At 69.5% G+C, this 14,606-nt stretch carries 12 protein-coding genes and 2 pseudogenes; 6 read left to right on the top strand and 8 right to left on the bottom strand.

Annotated elements, in window-relative coordinates; genetic code table 11:
• Positions 1 to 9: 9 nt before the first annotated feature.
• The 3 genes and pseudogenes from E0497_RS21065 to E0497_RS03705 form a co-directional block, all read right to left on the bottom strand.
• Positions 10 to 222: pseudogene (locus E0497_RS21065) on the bottom strand (RCC1-like domain-containing protein); the annotation flags it as partial.
• Between the two features lie 47 nt (positions 223 to 269).
• Entirely contained in the window at positions 270 to 1,136 is an 867-nt protein-coding gene (locus tag E0497_RS03710; protein WP_137723423.1) for a cytochrome c biogenesis CcdA family protein, read from the bottom strand.
• On the bottom strand, positions 1,133 to 1,861 hold the full coding sequence (locus tag E0497_RS03705) for a DsbA family protein (RefSeq protein ID WP_137723422.1): 729 nt from the start codon (positions 1,859 to 1,861) through the stop codon (positions 1,133 to 1,135). Before E0497_RS03705 ends, E0497_RS03710 begins: the two co-directional genes overlap by 4 nt.
• Before the next feature lie 209 nt (positions 1,862 to 2,070).
• Between E0497_RS03705 and E0497_RS03700 the strand changes: the two genes are divergently transcribed.
• The 4 genes from E0497_RS03700 to E0497_RS03685 all read left to right on the top strand — a co-directional run bounded on the left by E0497_RS03700 (position 2,071) and on the right by E0497_RS03685 (position 7,701).
• On the top strand, positions 2,071 to 2,790 hold the full coding sequence (locus tag E0497_RS03700) for a response regulator transcription factor (protein ID WP_137723421.1): 720 nt from the start codon (positions 2,071 to 2,073) through the stop codon (positions 2,788 to 2,790).
• Positions 2,787 to 4,094 (top strand): sensor histidine kinase, encoded by a 1,308-nt coding sequence (locus E0497_RS03695; RefSeq protein ID WP_137723420.1) that lies wholly within the window; start codon positions 2,787 to 2,789, stop codon positions 4,092 to 4,094. The genes E0497_RS03700 and E0497_RS03695 overlap by 4 nt, the downstream gene beginning before the upstream one ends.
• Entirely contained in the window at positions 4,084 to 6,474 is a 2,391-nt protein-coding gene (locus E0497_RS03690) for a lysylphosphatidylglycerol synthase transmembrane domain-containing protein (protein WP_137723419.1), read from the top strand. The genes E0497_RS03695 and E0497_RS03690 overlap by 11 nt, the downstream gene beginning before the upstream one ends.
• Before the next feature lie 153 nt (positions 6,475 to 6,627).
• Positions 6,628 to 7,701 (top strand): alpha/beta hydrolase, encoded by a 1,074-nt coding sequence (locus E0497_RS03685; RefSeq protein WP_137723418.1) that lies wholly within the window; start codon positions 6,628 to 6,630, stop codon positions 7,699 to 7,701.
• Positions 7,702 to 7,786: 85 nt separating this feature from the next.
• Here E0497_RS03685 and E0497_RS20750 read toward each other — a convergent pair whose 3' ends face one another.
• The 5 genes and pseudogenes from E0497_RS20750 to pdxH all read right to left on the bottom strand — a co-directional run bounded on the left by E0497_RS20750 (position 7,787) and on the right by pdxH (position 11,919).
• A complete protein-coding gene (locus E0497_RS20750; protein ID WP_277751664.1) occupies positions 7,787 to 8,158 on the bottom strand; it encodes an FKBP-type peptidyl-prolyl cis-trans isomerase in 372 nt (123 codons plus the stop codon).
• Positions 8,159 to 8,161: 3 nt separating this feature from the next.
• Positions 8,162 to 8,512: pseudogene (locus E0497_RS20745) on the bottom strand (FKBP-type peptidyl-prolyl cis-trans isomerase); the annotation flags it as partial.
• Positions 8,513 to 8,558: 46 nt separating this feature from the next.
• Positions 8,559 to 9,857, bottom strand: a complete 1,299-nt coding sequence (locus E0497_RS03675) for a citrate synthase (RefSeq protein WP_137723416.1) — start codon at positions 9,855 to 9,857, stop codon at positions 8,559 to 8,561.
• Positions 9,858 to 9,988: 131 nt separating this feature from the next.
• Positions 9,989 to 11,269, bottom strand: a complete 1,281-nt coding sequence (locus tag E0497_RS03670) for an MFS transporter (protein ID WP_137723573.1) — start codon at positions 11,267 to 11,269, stop codon at positions 9,989 to 9,991.
• The gene (gene pdxH / locus E0497_RS03665) at positions 11,269 to 11,919 is read right to left on the bottom strand and encodes a pyridoxamine 5'-phosphate oxidase (protein ID WP_137723415.1); all 651 of its coding nucleotides are present in this window, start codon (positions 11,917 to 11,919) and stop codon (positions 11,269 to 11,271) included. The genes E0497_RS03670 and pdxH overlap by 1 nt, the downstream gene beginning before the upstream one ends.
• Before the next feature lie 213 nt (positions 11,920 to 12,132).
• Here pdxH and E0497_RS03660 point away from each other — a divergent pair, with 213 nt between their 5' ends.
• Both E0497_RS03660 and serC read left to right on the top strand, forming a co-directional pair.
• Positions 12,133 to 13,260 carry a citrate synthase 2 gene (locus E0497_RS03660; protein ID WP_137723414.1) on the top strand — a complete coding sequence of 376 codons (1,128 nt, stop codon included), beginning with the start codon at positions 12,133 to 12,135 and terminating at the stop codon, positions 13,258 to 13,260.
• A gap of 42 nt (positions 13,261 to 13,302) precedes the next feature.
• Positions 13,303 to 14,421: a phosphoserine transaminase gene (gene serC, locus E0497_RS03655; protein ID WP_137723413.1), complete on the top strand. Its 1,119-nt coding sequence runs from the start codon at positions 13,303 to 13,305 to the stop codon at positions 14,419 to 14,421.
• The last annotated feature ends 185 nt before the right edge of the window (positions 14,422 to 14,606 follow it).

The following is a 14,606-nucleotide window of genomic DNA, read 5'->3' as shown; positions in this document are numbered from 1 at the left end:
CCGATCGCCATCCGATCCCCACGACACGACATGCCCGTCCCTGGTCAGGGCTACCGAATGGGCGTCCCCCGCAGAAACTTTCACGAAGTCACCGGCGGGGACTCCACTCACCTGCCCGTCCGTGTCCTCACCCCACGCGACCACACGCGACACGTCCGGCGCCGGCGCGGCGACCGCCACAGAGGTTGCCGCGGAGACCGCCACCACCCCGATCGCCAACATTGCGCAGAATCGCCGGACACCACGGGCGCGGAGACCGCGAGTTACCTTCATTCGTCCTCGAACTTTCTCGTCGGGGTGACATGATCGGTGCCGTCCTCGCTCCGGCGACGCACGATCCGCACCGCCGTCGCGGCGAACGCCACCAGAACCAAGATCAGGAGCACCGTAGCGTCGGACAGGGTCCGCGCCCACTCCCCGAGGGTGACCTGCAGGGAGAACTGGTCGTCGACGCCCATCGCGCCGCCGAGGTTCGCGGTGCCGTCGGTGGCCAGGAACAGCACACCGATCGCGACGAACAGCAGGCCCGACACCAGTGACGTGGTGTGGGTGCGCAGCGGCCCGAGGGTGATCTCCCGGCCGCGCAGCCAACTGCGCCGGCCCAGGTCGAACCGGTCCCACAGCAGTGCGAGCAGGAACAGCGGAATCGTCATGCCCAGCGCGTACACCGCCATGAGCAGGCCACCGTACGCGGCGCCGCCCCCGGCGATCGCGATCGTCAGGACACTGCCGAGCAGTGGGCCGGAACAGAATCCGGCGAACCCGTACACCGCGCCGAGCGCGAACACCGACAGCGTGCCGGAGATGCGGATCGATCCGGCGGCCCGCTGGGCGGGGGTGACCGTGAACCCGCGTCCGAGCACCGTCGCGACACCGAACACGACGAGCACCAGCCCGCTGACGGTGGTGACCGTCGAACGGTATTGCGTCAGCAGCGATCCCATCGCGCCGAGCCCGGCACCGAGCGGGATCAGCACCACCGCGAGACCCGCGTAGAACACCGCGGTGCGGGCGGCGAGCCGACCGGCACCGTCGAACGCGTACGCGAAGAACGACGGCAACAGTAGCGCCGAGCACGGGCTCACCAGCGACAGCAGTCCGCCCAGGAACGCGCCGAGCAGTCCGATGTCGGTCACGGCTGCCGCCCGGCCGCCTTCTCGATCGTCGTGGTGAACGCGTCGAACGGTTGCGCGCCCAGGATCGGGTAACCGTTGACGACGAACGCCGGCGTGCTCGACACGCCGAGCATCTTCGCCTCGAGGAGGTCGGAGCCGACGGCGCGGTCGAAGTCGGCACTTGCGGCGTCCCGATCAAACCGGTCCAGATCCGGGACACCGGCCCGCTCCGCGAACCCACGGAGGGTCGCGGTGTCGAACTCCGGATGACCGCGGTCGGGGGCGGCCGCGTAGAGCGCCGAGTTGAACTCCCAGAACTTGCCCTGCGCGCCGGCCGCGCGACCGGCGACGGCGGCGGCCCGTGACTGCTCGCCGAACAGCGGCAGGTCGCGCCACTCGATCCGCAGCTGTCCCGAGTTCACGTACTTCTCGACGAGCTGCGGTTCGGTGTCGCGGCTGAACTTCGCGCAGAACGGGCAGCGGTAGTCGGAGAAGACCACCATCGTCACGGGCGCGTCGATCGTGCCGCGCGCGAGCGGGTCGCCGTCGATCCGGCGCGCCAGGTCACCGACCGGGCCGAACGTCGGCTCGGTCGACTGTCCCGACTCCGGCCCCGATGCGGCCGGTGCGGTGTCGGACCCGCGGCCCACCACGAGGAATCCTGCCAGCACTATCGCGGCGACGCCCAGCACGGCGAGGAGCCACACGTCTCGCCTGATCCCGAACAGTCTGCCCCGCGCCGCCATGATCTCCCCGCATCCAATCCGGTCAATTCACCCACAAACCCAACGATCGGCCATGGTACCCGGCGCCGACGGCGCCCCCGGAGCGTTCGTGTCCGGCATTCCCGATGAATTAGCATCGCCTCCGTGCCCGCACCCTCCGACTGTCACGCCCACCTGGAGGTGTGACGACAATGCACGGATCCACCGCCGCGGGCGGGCACAATGCTCGGATGACCGTGACCCCCACCGTCCTGGTCGTGGATGACGACGCCGACGTGCTCGCCTCCCTCGAGCGCGGACTGCGTCTGTCCGGATTCGACGTCCTCACCGCCGCCGACGGCGCCGCGGCCCTGCGCGTGGTGGCGGACGCCGCCCCGGACGCCGTGGTCCTCGACATGAACATGCCCGTCCTCGACGGGACCGGTGTGGTCACCACCCTGCGGTCGCAGGGCAACGAGATCCCGATCTGTGTCCTCAGTGCGCGCAGTTCGGTCGACGACCGCATCGCCGGGCTCGAATCCGGCGCCGACGACTACCTCGTCAAACCGTTCGTCCTCGCCGAACTGGTGGCCCGGATCCGCGCGATGCTGCGCCGCCGATCGACACCGGCCGCCACGAACAGCGCCGACGGCATCGACCCCCCGATCACGGTCGGCCCCCTGTCCGTCGACGTCGACGGCAGGCGGGTGCTCGTCGACGGCACCGAGATCTCCCTCACCAAAAGAGAATTCGAGCTCATCGAGGTGCTGGCCCGCAACGCCGGGGTGGTCCTGAGCCGCGAGCGGCTACTGGATCTGGTGTGGGGCTACGATTTTGCGGATTTCGCGCCCGACACCAACGTCGTCGACGTGTTCGTCGGCTACCTGCGCCGCAAGTTCGAGGCCGGCGGCACCCCCCGGATCGTGCACACCGTCCGCGGCGTGGGTTTCGTCGTGCGGGAACCCGCATGATGCGGCCGCATTCGCTGCGGGCCCGCGTCGCCGCTGCGACCGCGCTCGGCGCGACCATCGTCGTCGCCGCGGTCGGCGTCTACCTGGCGCTCGCGATCGCGCGCAACAACCTCCAGCAGCTCGACCAGCGGCTCGAGACCGCGTCCCGGGTCCTGGTCGTCAATGCCGGTGCGGCAGCACCGTTCCTGAACATCCTCGGTGACGCGGGCGCGTTCGCCGTGACCATCCGCGCCGGCGGCGACGTCGTCGCGAGCACGTCCAGCCGGCTACCCGAACTCGGCGCCGGATCACGCACCGTCGACGTGGCCGGCACCCCGTTCCGCACGTTCACCGCCCCCGTCGGCCCGGGCGCACCCGAGATGCTGTCGGTGGCGGTCCCGCTCGCCGAAGCGAAGGACCCCACCACCGACCAGCAGCGACAGGTCGCGCTCGTCGGGGTCCTCGCGATCGTCGCGGCCAGCGGGCTCGGCTGGCTGTTCGGCGGGCACGCCGTCCGACCACTGGTCGAGTTGACGCGACGGGTCACCCGCCGGGAACCCGACCTGACGCCGGCCGCGTCCGGGGTCCGGGAGGCCGACGCGCTCGCCGGTGCCGTCGAAGCCATGTTGCAGGACGTCTCCGATGCGCAGGCCCGCACCGCCGCCGCCCTCGAGACGGCCCGCGACTTCGCAGCCGCGTCCGCCCACGAACTGCGCACCCCGCTGACCGCGATGCGCACCGACCTCGAGGTCGTCACCACCCTCGAGCTGTCCGACGAACAGCGCCGCGAGGTCCTCTCCGACATCGCGCGCACGCAGGGACGGCTCGAGGCCACCCTCACGGCGCTCGAACGGCTGGCGTCCGGGGAACTGTCGAGCGAGAGCGACCACGTCGACGTCGATCTGACGGAACTGTGCGACCTGGCCGCGTCCGACGCGCAGCGTCAGTACCGCGGGCTGACCGTGACCGTCGACGCCCCACCCGGACTGGTGGTCCACGGGCTACCGGCCGGGTTGCGGCTCGCAGTCGACAACGCGATCACCAACGCCGTCCGGCACGGCCGTGCCCGGCACGTGACGATCGGCGTGCACCGCGGCACCGACGACGGCGTCACCCTGACCGTCGACGACGACGGCATCGGCATCCCCGAACCCGAGCGGGCCGCGGTGTTCGAGCGGTTCCGTCGGGGCAGCAGCGCCGCCCGGACCGGGTCCGGCCTGGGACTGGCGCTGGTGGCACAGCAGGCCGGACTGCACGGCGGCAGCGCCCGCTTCGAGGACAGCGCTCTCGGCGGCGCACGGCTGGTGGTGACCCTTGAAAGTTGACGGACGAGACATCCCGGTCACCGGCAGCCTGCTGCAGCCGCTGACCCGGCGGACCAGCGACATCCTGCGGGTGGTGTTCGCGCTCGTGGGCCTCGGCGCGGTCATCGCCGGATCGGTGATCACCCGCAGCGAATGGGACGCCCTCGAGACGTCGGTGTCCGACATCGTCGGCATCCTGTCACCGGGCGTCGCCGACACCGTCTACCTGCTGTACGGCATCGCGATCCTGGCGTTGCCGTTCGCGATCCTCATCCAACTGGTCGTCGGACGCCGGTGGAAACTGCTCGCCGGCTACGCGGCGGCCGCGTTCATCGCCGGTATCGCACTGTCGATCACCGGATCCGGGTTCGCGGCCCCCCAATGGCACCTCGACGTCTCCGACCGTGCCGACACTTTCCTGTCCCAGTTCCTCGACGATCCCCGCTGGATCGCGATGCTCGCCGCGGTCCTGACCGTGTCGGGGCCGTGGCTGCCGAAACGCTGGCGCCGGCTGTGGTGGGTCCTGCTGCTGCTGTTCGCGCCGATCCACCTGGTGGTCAGCTCGATCGTGCCGGCCCGGTCGATGCTGGGCCTGGCCGTCGGCTACCTGGTGGGCGCGGTCATCGTGCTCGTCGTGGGCACCCCCGCACTCGAGGTTCCGCTCGACTCCGCCGTCGAGACACTGGGCCGACTGGGGCACCGCGTCACCGCGTTCCGGGTGATCGCCCCGGCCGGCAGCGGCCCACTCGTCCTGGCCGCCGACCGTGACGGCGAACCCGAGACGATCGTCGAACTGTACGGCCAGAACCAGCGCAGCCGCGGCGCGATCCGCCAGTTCGCGAACTGGTTGACGCTACGCAGCAGCGAGAGCACGCCGGCGCACGCGTCACTCGCCCGCGCCGTCGAACATCGCGCGCTCATGGGGATCGCCGTCGGCGACACCCGCCGGGCCGCGTCCAAGCCGATCGCGGTGAGCGCCCTCGACCGCGGCTGGCAGCTCATCGTCCGCCCCGTGTCCCGCGGTGTCCCGATCGCGTCCCTCACCCCGGCCGACGCCGCACCGCGCGATCGACTGCTCGCGATGGCGTGGGCGGGTCTCGGCGACCTGCACGCCCGCCAGATCACGCACGGCGACCTACGCGCGTCGGAGATCCGGATCGACGACGACCGGGCCCTGTTCGACGGCTTCGGCTACGCCGAACTCGGCGTGTCCGAGGCGCAGATCCAATCCGACACCGCGCAACTGCTCCTCACGACGGCGGCCCTGTTCGGGGTCGAGCCGGCGGTACGGGCCGCGCTCGACGCACACGGACGCGACCGGGTGCTCGCCGCGTCCGGGCGACTCACGAAGACCGCGATGCCGTCCCGGCTGCGCCGCCCGATCCACGACTCCGCAGCCCTGCTCGGACGGATCCGCGACGAGGTCGGCCGGCAGACCGACATCGACAAGATCGCCCCCGAACAGGTCACCCGCTTCACCCGCAACCAGGCCATCCAGCTCGTGCTGCTGATCGGCCTGGTCTACGTGGCGTACCCGTTCATCAGCCAGGTACCGGCGTTCCTCACCGAGCTGCGGACCGCGAACTGGTGGTGGGCGCTCGCCGGCCTCGTCGTCTCCGCGCTCACCTACGTCGGGGCCGCGGCCGCCCTGTGGGCGTGCGCGTCCGAACTGGTGCGCTACCGGCACCTGGTGGTCATGCAGGTGGCCAACACGTTCGCGGCCACCACCACCCCGGCCGGGGTCGGCGGACTCGCCCTGAGCGTGCGGTTCCTGCAGAAGGGCGGACTCGGCACCGTCCGTGCGACCGCCGCCGTCGCACTGCAGCAGACGGTGCAGGTGGTCACCCACGTCGCACTGCTCATCTTCTTCAGCGTCGCGGCCGGACGCGACGCCGACCTGTCGCACTTCGTACCCCGCGGCACCATGCTCTACCTCATCGCCGGCATCGCGCTCGGCGCCGTCGGCACGTTCATGTTCATCCCCAAGGCCCGCCGCTGGCTGCGCACCGAGGTGCGCCCCCAGCTGACCGAGGTGATGGCGTCCCTCTCCCAGTTGGCCCGCAACCCGGGCCGCTTCCTGCTCATCGTGCTCGGCAGCGCCGGCACCACCCTCGGCGCCGCACTCGCGCTGTGGGCGAGTGTGGAGGCGTTCGGCGGCGGCACCACCTTCGTGACCGTGACGATCGTGACGATGATCGGCGGCACCCTCGCGTCGGCCGCCCCCACCCCCGGCGGTGTGGGCGCCGTCGAGGCCGCCCTCATCGGCGGCCTGACCGCATTCGGTCTTCCCGTCGGCATCGCGGTACCGTCCGTGCTGCTCTACCGGGTACTCACCTGCTGGCTGCCGGTATTCTGCGGTTGGCCGACTCTGCGCTGGTTACAGAAAAACGACATGGTCTGACGGTTTATGACCGATAATTCGGGAACGTCTCGAGAACTTTCGGGCAACCGGTAGCGAAACGAGACGTACACCCGATAGCCGAAGTGATATACACGATCGACTCCGGGGGACGCGGCCGCGTTCCCCGGCCGACCGCCCCGAAGGTGAGAAAGCATGCGCGTTACCAAGAAGTCCCGCCGGCTCAAAGCGTTGATCGGCGCCACGGCGACGGTCGCCGTCCTGCCCGCCGTCCTCGGAACCGGTGTGGCCTCTGCGGCACCGGCCGATGCCGATCAGGTGGCGGCAACCAAGGCATCGAACGGCGACACCAAACTGGTGAACGCGGTCTCGACCGGTCCCAACAAGCTGCGCCTGACCGTGCACTCCGCGTCGATGAACCGCAACATCCCGATCGACGTGGTCCGCCCGGCGGACACGTCGAAGAAGGCTCCCACCCTGTACCTGCTCAACGGTGCCGGCGGCGGCGAGGACTCCGCGTCGTGGCAGCGCCAGGCCAACATCGGTGAGTTCTTCGCCGGCAAGCAGGTCAACGTCGTCACCCCGATGGAGGGCGCGTTCACCTACTACACCGACTGGAAGCAGGCCGAGCCGGCGCTGCACGGCGTCAACAAGTGGGAGACGTTCCTCACCAAGGAACTGCCGCCGGTCATCGACAAGGCGCTGAACACCACGGGTGTCAACACGCTCGCCGGTATCTCCACGTCGGGCACCTCGGTGTTCAACCTCGCGCTCGCCGACAAGAACCTGTACAAGGCCGTCGGCGCGTACAGCGGCTGCGCCGACACCGCGACGCCGGTGGGCCAGACCTACATCCAGATCGTCATCGCCGCCCGCGGCGACGCCGACGTCGAGAAGATGTGGGGCCCGGTCGGCAGCCCCGACTGGATCAAGCACGATCCGATCATCAACATCGGTCAGCTCAAGGGCGGCCCCAAGCTGTACGTGTCCAACGCGTCCGGCCTGCCGGGCCCGCACGACACCCTCGACAGCCCGGGCATCAACGGCAACATGGCGACCCTGGCCAACCAGGTGGTCGTCGGCGGCATCATCGAGGCCGCCACCAACGAGTGCACGCACCGCCTGTTCAACGCGGTCAACGCGAACGGCATGGGCGATCAGGCCTTCTTCGACTTCAAGCCGGCCGGCACCCACTCGTGGGGCTACTGGCGTGACGACCTGAACAACTCGTGGCCGATGCTCGCCGACGCCATGAATACCCCGCGGTAACCCTGCGCCGGTAGTTCACCCTCGCTGAACGGACTCGGGCCCCACACCGAAAGGTGTGGGGCCCGAGTTCTTTTCGTTCTACCGGCTACTTGGTGCCGAGCAGGTCGATGACGAACACCAGCGTCTTACCGGACAGCTGGTGGCCGCTACCGGCCGGACCGTACGCGAGCTCCGGCGGAACCGTGAGCTTGCGGCGTCCGCCGACCTTCATGCCGGGGATACCTTCCTGCCAGCCGGGGATGAGCCGGTTCAGCGGGAACACGACGGAGTCGCCGCGCAGGAACGACGAGTCGAACACCTGGTTCGAGTCGAACTCGACACCGTGGTAGTGGACGTCCACGACGGCACCCGGCTGGGCCTCCGCGCCGTCGCCGACGGTGATGTCCTCGATGACGAGTTCGGCCGGGGCCGGGCCGGTGGCCGGTTCGATGACCGGGGGCTCCGGCGGGACGACCACGTCGAGCAGGTCGATGACGAACACCAGCGTCTTGCCGGACAGCTGGTGGCCGCCGCCCGCCGGACCGTAGGCGAGCTCCGGCGGGATCGTCAGCTGACGACGTCCGCCGACCTTCATGCCCGGGATGCCCTCCTGCCAGCCGGCGATGAGGCCCTGCAGCGGGAAGGTGATGGATTCGCCGCGGCCCCACGACGAGTCGAACTCCTCGCCGGAGTCGAATTCGACGCCGACGTAGTGGACCTCGACCTTGGCGCCGGGGGTGGCCTCGGCGCCGTCACCGACGACGATGTCCTTGATGACGAGTTCGGTGGGCGCGGGGCCGTCCTGGAACTCGATCTCGGGCTTGGTGCTCATGATGGGTGTCCGATCTGTTGGAGTCGGGCAGACGGGTCAGCGCTGCTCAGCGGCCCGACAGGTCCACGTAGTCACGCTGCGTGTAGCCGGTGTAGATCTGACGCGGGCGACCGATCTTGGTGGCCGGATCCTCGTGCATCTCACGCCAGTGCGCGATCCAGCCGGGCAGCCGGCCGAGCGCGAACAGGACCGTGAACATGCGCGTCGGGAAGCCCATCGCGCGGTAGATCAGGCCCGTGTAGAAGTCCACGTTCGGGTACAGCTTGCGCGCGATGAAGTACTCGTCGGTGAGCGCGGCCTCCTCGAGCGCCTTCGCGATCTGGAGGAGTTCGTCGTCGCCGCCCAGCTTGGCGAGGATGGTGTCCGCCGCCTTCTTGGCGATCGCCGCGCGCGGGTCGTAGTTGCGGTAGACGCGGTGCCCGAAGCCCATGAGCTTCACGCCGTCTTCCTTGTTCTTGACCTTGCGGACGAACTCCGTGACGTCGCCGCCGCCGGCCTTGATCTCGTCGAGCATCTCGAGCACGGCCTGGTTGGCGCCGCCGTGCAGCGGGCCCCACAGTGCGTTGATGCCGGCGGAGACCGACGTGAACAGGTTGGCGTCCGACGAACCGACCATGCGCACCGTCGACGTCGAGCAGTTCTGCTCGTGGTCGGCGTGCAGGATCAGCAGCATGTCGAGGGCCTTGGCGACCTCGGGGTCGACCTCGTACGGCTCGGCGGGGAAGCCGAACGTCATCCGCAGGAAGTTCTCGACCAGGCTCAGCGAGTTGTCCGGGTACAGGAACGGCTGACCGACGGACTTCTTGTACGCGTACGCCGCGATGGTCGGCAGCTTCGCGAGCAGCCGGATCGTGGACAGCTCGACCTGCTCCGGATCGTCCGGGTCCAGCGAGTCCTGGTAGTAGGCGGACAGCGCGTTGACGGCGCTCGACAGGACCGGCATCGGGTGCGCGTTGCGCGGGAAGCCGTCGAAGAACCGCTTGAGGTCCTCGTGCAGCAGCGTGTGGCGACGGATCTTGTCCGTGAACACGTCCAGCTGGGCCTGGGTGGGCAGCTCGCCGTAGATCAGCAGGTAGCTGACCTCGATGAACGTCGAGCGCTCGGCGAGCTCCTCGATCGGGTACCCGCGGTAGCGCAGGATGCCCTCGTCGCCGTCGATATAGGTGATAGCGGAACTCGTGGACGCGGTGTTCACGAAGCCCGGGTCGAGCGTCGTGTAACCCGTGTCGGCAAGGAGCTTGCCCAGCTCGATGCCGTCGTTCCCTTCAGTCGCCTTGGCGATGGACATCGTGTGCTCGCCACCGGGGTAGCTGAGTGTCGGCTTGTTGTCATTCTCAGCGGGCACGAAAGGATCCCTCTCAAACTCAGACCAGTGAGTAACTTCGTAACATTCAAGTAGAAACTAGCCGCCCGTGAGCCGGGTCGCCCACGGAGGGTCCGCCCCGGGCCGTGAAACGGTGATCGCCGTCGCGCGGGTCAGGCATGTTCGGGCCGTCCGGACGCGTCGACCCGATACCGCAGGAACATCGGGAAGAGCAGCACCGAGATCACCACACCGATCACCACGAGCAGTCCACCGCCGGCCGAAGCGACCACGGTTCCGAGGTAGTACGCGCCGAGACCGTGCAGGACGTCGCCGATGCGCGGGCCGCCCGCGACGACGACGGTGAACACGCCCTGCAGGCGTCCGCGCATGTCGTCGGTGGCGACCTGCTGCAGCATCGTCGAGCGCAGCGCGGCGGAGATCATGTCGACGGCGCCGCCGATCGCGAGGAACGCGAGCGCCGCCCACAGCAGCAGCGCCGGACTGTCCGGCGTCGAGAAACCGACGACGACCCCGAACCCGATCATGGCGACACCCCACGCCGCGATGCACACGACGACGACCCGGCCCTGGTAGCGGATGCGGGGCAGCCACCCGGAGAACACACCGCCGAGGACCGCGCCCGCCGACATGGCCGCGAACAGCAGACCGAGGGCGATGCCGCCGTCGAGGGGATCACCGAACGATTCGTGCGCGATCTGCGGGAACAGGGCCCGCGGCATCCCGAACACCATCGCCACGATGTCGACGACGAACGACGCCAGCAACACCTTCTGGGTGGCGAGATACGTGAAGCCCTCCCCCACCGCTTTCAGCCCGGCGCGGCGGGCCGGTCCGGTCGGCGGCAGCGCCGGCAGTCGTATCACCGCCCATAGCGTCGCGAGCAGCGCGACCGCGTCGATCAGGTAGACGGTCGCCAGCCCGGCCACCGGGATGAGCACGCCCGCCAGCAGCGGCCCGGCGATGGCCCCGAACTGGAACACCGTCATGTTCAGCGAGTTCGCGGCCGGCATGTCCTTCAACGGCAGCAGCCGCGGGATGATCGCGCTGCGGGTCGGCGAGTTGATCGCGAAGAACACCTGCTGCAGCGAGAACAGGCACAGCAGCAGCCACACGTTGTCGACGTGCGCGGCCGCCTGCACCCACAACAGCACGGACGTGCCGATCAGCCCGAGTGTCGTGACGATGATGAGCTTGCGCCGGTCCATGACGTCGGCGAGCGCACCGCCCCACAGTCCGAACACCACGAGCGGCACCAGCCCGAACAGACCCGCGAGCCCGACGTACGCCGAGTTCTGGGTGATCGCGAAGATCTGCAACGGCACTGCGACGACGGTCAACTGGGCGCCGACGACGGTGACGATGCCACTCGTCCACAGTCGCCGGTAGTCGGGGTTGCGGAGCGGGGTGACGTCGGCGAGCAGCGACCGCATCACGGCTGCAGGCGTTCGACGACCCGGATCCCGTCGACCAGACGCGCCCGGATCCGGTTGTGCATGCGGTTTGGCCGGCCCTGCCAGAACTCGACCACCTCGGGCCGGATCCGGAAACCACCCCAGTGTTCGGGCACGGGGATGTCGGTGCCGACCGGGAACCGGGCGCCGGCGTCGACGAGTTGCGCCTCGAGGTCCGCGCGGGACACGGCCGGACGCGACTGCTGCGACGCCCACGCCCCGAGCCGCGAGCCGCGGGGGCGGCTGTCCCAGTAGGCGAGAGTCGTATCCGCACCGACTCTCTCCACAGGTCCGCGGACCGTCAGCTGGTGCGCCAGCGCAATCCAGGTGAACGTCACCGACGCGTACGGGGTGGCCGCGAGTTGGCGGCCCTTGTCGGAGTCGTAGTTGGTGAAGAACTGCACACCGTCGGCGTCGAGCGCCTTGCACAGCACCGTCCGCGTGCACGGATGCCCGTCGGCGTCGACGGTGCCGAGCACCATCGCATTGGGTTCCGGCAGTCCGGCGTCGATCGCCTCCTCCACCCACTGCCGCGCCAGCGCCGCCCACCCGTCGTCCAGCCACGACGGCTCGAGATCGGGTTCGACGACGGGCCGCTGCGGACCGATCTCCCCGTAGCTCACCCGCATGACGGAGAGATCGGATTTCCGGGAGCCCCGTCTCGGTGCATCTGACGGCTGGGAATCTGACGACACAGCAGCAGACGCTACCGGTACGCGGCGACCGGACCGACGGTCCGACCGGCTAGAGTTCCGGTGAGGACCGAGCAGTCGATGACCCCAGTCAGTGCAAGGTAGTGCGGCTCCGACGGGCAGCACTCGGATGAGGAGAGTCCAGGAGCAATGGCACCCAGCGCTGCAGTACCCGAGGATTTCGTCAGCGGCCTCGAAGGCGTCGTCGCCTTCACCACCGACATCGCCGAGCCGGACAAGGACGGCGGCTCGCTGCGCTACCGGGGTGTCGACATCGAGGATCTCGTCGGCCGCCGCATCACGTTCGGCAACGTGTGGGCGCTGCTGGTCGACGGCAAGTTCGGCCGCGGCCTGCCCCCGGCCGAGCCGTTCCCGCTGCCCGTCCACACCGGTGACGTCCGCGTCGACGTGCAGGCCGGCCTCGCGATGCTCGCACCGATCTGGGGTTACCAGCCGCTGCTCGACATCGACGACGAGACCGCCCGCGAGAACCTCGCCCGCGCATCGGTGATGGCCCTGTCGTACGTCGCACAGTCCGCGCGCGGCATCTACCAGCCGGCTGTCCCGCAGAAAGTCATCGACGAATGCCCCACCGTCACAGCACGTTTCATGACGCGCTGGAAGGGTGACCCGGATCCGCGGCACATCGAGGCCATCGACGCGTACTGGGTGTCCGCCGCCGAGCACGGCATGAACGCCTCCACGTTCACCGCGCGCGTCATCGCGTCCACCGGCGCCGACGTCGCGGCGTCGCTGTCCGGCGCGATCGGCGCGATGTCCGGCCCGCTGCACGGCGGCGCCCCCGCCCGCGTGCTGCCGATGATCACCGAGACCGAGCGCACCGGCGACGCCCGCGCACTCGTCAAGGGCATCCTCGACCGCAAGGAGAAGCTCATGGGCTTCGGGCACCGGGTGTACCGGGCCGAGGACCCGCGGGCCCGGGTGCTGCGGGACACCGCCAAACGGCTGAACGCGCCCCGCTACGAGGTGGCCGCCGCACTCGAGCAGGCCGCACTCGCCGAACTGCGGGAACGTCGCCCCGATCGCGCGATCGAGACCAACGTCGAATTCTGGGCGGCGGTGATCCTCGACTTCGCCGAGGTTCCCGCGCACATGATGCCCGCGATGTTCACGTGCGGCCGCACCGCCGGCTGGTGCGCGCACATCATGGAGCAGAAGCGTCTGGGCAAGCTCGTCCGCCCCGCCGCGATCTACACCGGCCCGGATCCCCGCACCCCCGACACCGTCGAGGGCTGGGACCAGATCTCGCACAGCTGACCGGCTGCGCCACCACCACAACCGAGAAGGACAACTCGCACGATGAGCACCCCGATCATCCCCGCCGACCTCCTGCCCGTCGACGGCCGCTTCGGTTGCGGACCGTCGAAGGTCCGCCCCGAGCAGCTGCAGTCCCTGGTCGACGTCGGTGCGTCGGTGTTCGGCACCAGCCACCGGCAGAAGCCCGTCAAGGACGTCGTCGGCCGCGTGCGTTCGGGCCTGCGTGACCTGTTCTCGCTGCCCGAGGGCTACGAGGTCGTCCTCGGCAACGGCGGCACCACCGCGTTCTGGGACGCAGCCGCGTTCGGCCTGATCCGTGAGCGGTCGCAGCACTTCACGTACGGCGAGTTCTCGTCGAAGTTCGCGTCCGTCGCCAAGGGCAACCCGTTCATCGGCGACCCGATCGTCGTGTCGAGCGATCCGGGCACCGCCCCGGAGATCGTCGCCGACGGCTCCGTCGACCTCATCGGCTGGGCGCACAACGAGACCTCGACCGGTGTCGCGGTTCCGGTGTCGCGTCCGGCGGGCTCGGAGAACGCACTCATCGCGATCGACGCCACCTCCGGCGCCGGCGGCCTGCCGGTGAACTCGGCCGACGCCGACGTCTACTACTTCGCGCCGCAGAAGTGCTTCGCCGCCGACGGTGGCCTGTGGATCGCGCTGATGAGCCCGGCCGCGCTCGAGCGTGTCGCCGAGATCAAGGCGTCGAACCGCTGGACCCCGGACTTCCTGTCGCTGCCGATCGCGGTCGACAACTCGTCGAAGGACCAGACGTACAACACGCCGGCCCTCGCGACGCTGCTGCTGTTCGCCGACCAGATCGAGTGGATGAACTCGGGCGGTGGCCTGGACTGGACCACCGGCCGCACCAAGGATTCGTCGTCGCGCCTGTACCAGTGGGCCGAGGCCTCCGAGTACGCGACGCCGTTCGTCACCGACCCGGCGCTGCGCTCGCAGGTCGTCGGCACCATCGACTTCGCGGAGTCGGTGGACGCCGCCGCGGTCGCGAAGGTGCTGCGCGCCAACGGCATCCTCGACACCGAGCCGTACCGCAAGCTGGGCCGCAACCAGCTGCGCATCGGCATGTTCCCGGCGATCGACCCCGAGGACGTCACGCGGCTGACCAAGAGCATCGACTGGGTCGTCTCCCAGCTCGGCTAGTTCTTCCCCGGGGAAGGGACGGGTGCGCGTCAGCGCCATCCGTCCCTTCCCGCGTTTTGCGCACTTGTCGCGCGCATCACACCGCGACGCCGCGTGGTAAGTGCGCAAATCGCGGGACCGGGGTGATATACGGCGCGCGTGTCTTTCCGGGCGCACAGGTCACCGATGAATTACAGTCATGTCCG

Origin of the sequence: Prescottella subtropica (assembly GCF_005434945.1) — a bacterium.
In the GTDB taxonomy this organism is placed as follows: domain Bacteria; phylum Actinomycetota; class Actinomycetes; order Mycobacteriales; family Mycobacteriaceae; genus Prescottella; species Prescottella subtropica.
The sequence above is the reverse complement of the archived record's forward strand: the minus strand, read 5'-3'. Positions and strand labels throughout refer to the sequence as shown.

What these genes read in the sequence shown, in the direction of transcription:
- serC (WP_137723413.1), top strand. Translation starts at nt 13,303, where the DNA reads ATGAGCACCCCGATCATCCCCGCCGACCTCCTGCCCGTCGACGGCCGC.
- E0497_RS03685 (WP_137723418.1), top strand. Translation starts at nt 6,628, where the DNA reads ATGCGCGTTACCAAGAAGTCCCGCCGGCTCAAAGCGTTGATCGGCGCC.
- E0497_RS03705 (WP_137723422.1), bottom strand. Translation starts at nt 1,861, where the DNA reads ATGGCGGCGCGGGGCAGACTGTTCGGGATCAGGCGAGACGTGTGGCTC.
- E0497_RS03700 (WP_137723421.1), top strand. Translation starts at nt 2,071, where the DNA reads ATGACCGTGACCCCCACCGTCCTGGTCGTGGATGACGACGCCGACGTG.
- E0497_RS03670 (WP_137723573.1), bottom strand. Translation starts at nt 11,269, where the DNA reads ATGCGGTCGCTGCTCGCCGACGTCACCCCGCTCCGCAACCCCGACTAC.
- E0497_RS03660 (WP_137723414.1), top strand. Translation starts at nt 12,133, where the DNA reads ATGGCACCCAGCGCTGCAGTACCCGAGGATTTCGTCAGCGGCCTCGAA.
- E0497_RS03695 (WP_137723420.1), top strand. Translation starts at nt 2,787, where the DNA reads ATGATGCGGCCGCATTCGCTGCGGGCCCGCGTCGCCGCTGCGACCGCG.
- pdxH (WP_137723415.1), bottom strand. Translation starts at nt 11,919, where the DNA reads ATGCGGGTGAGCTACGGGGAGATCGGTCCGCAGCGGCCCGTCGTCGAA.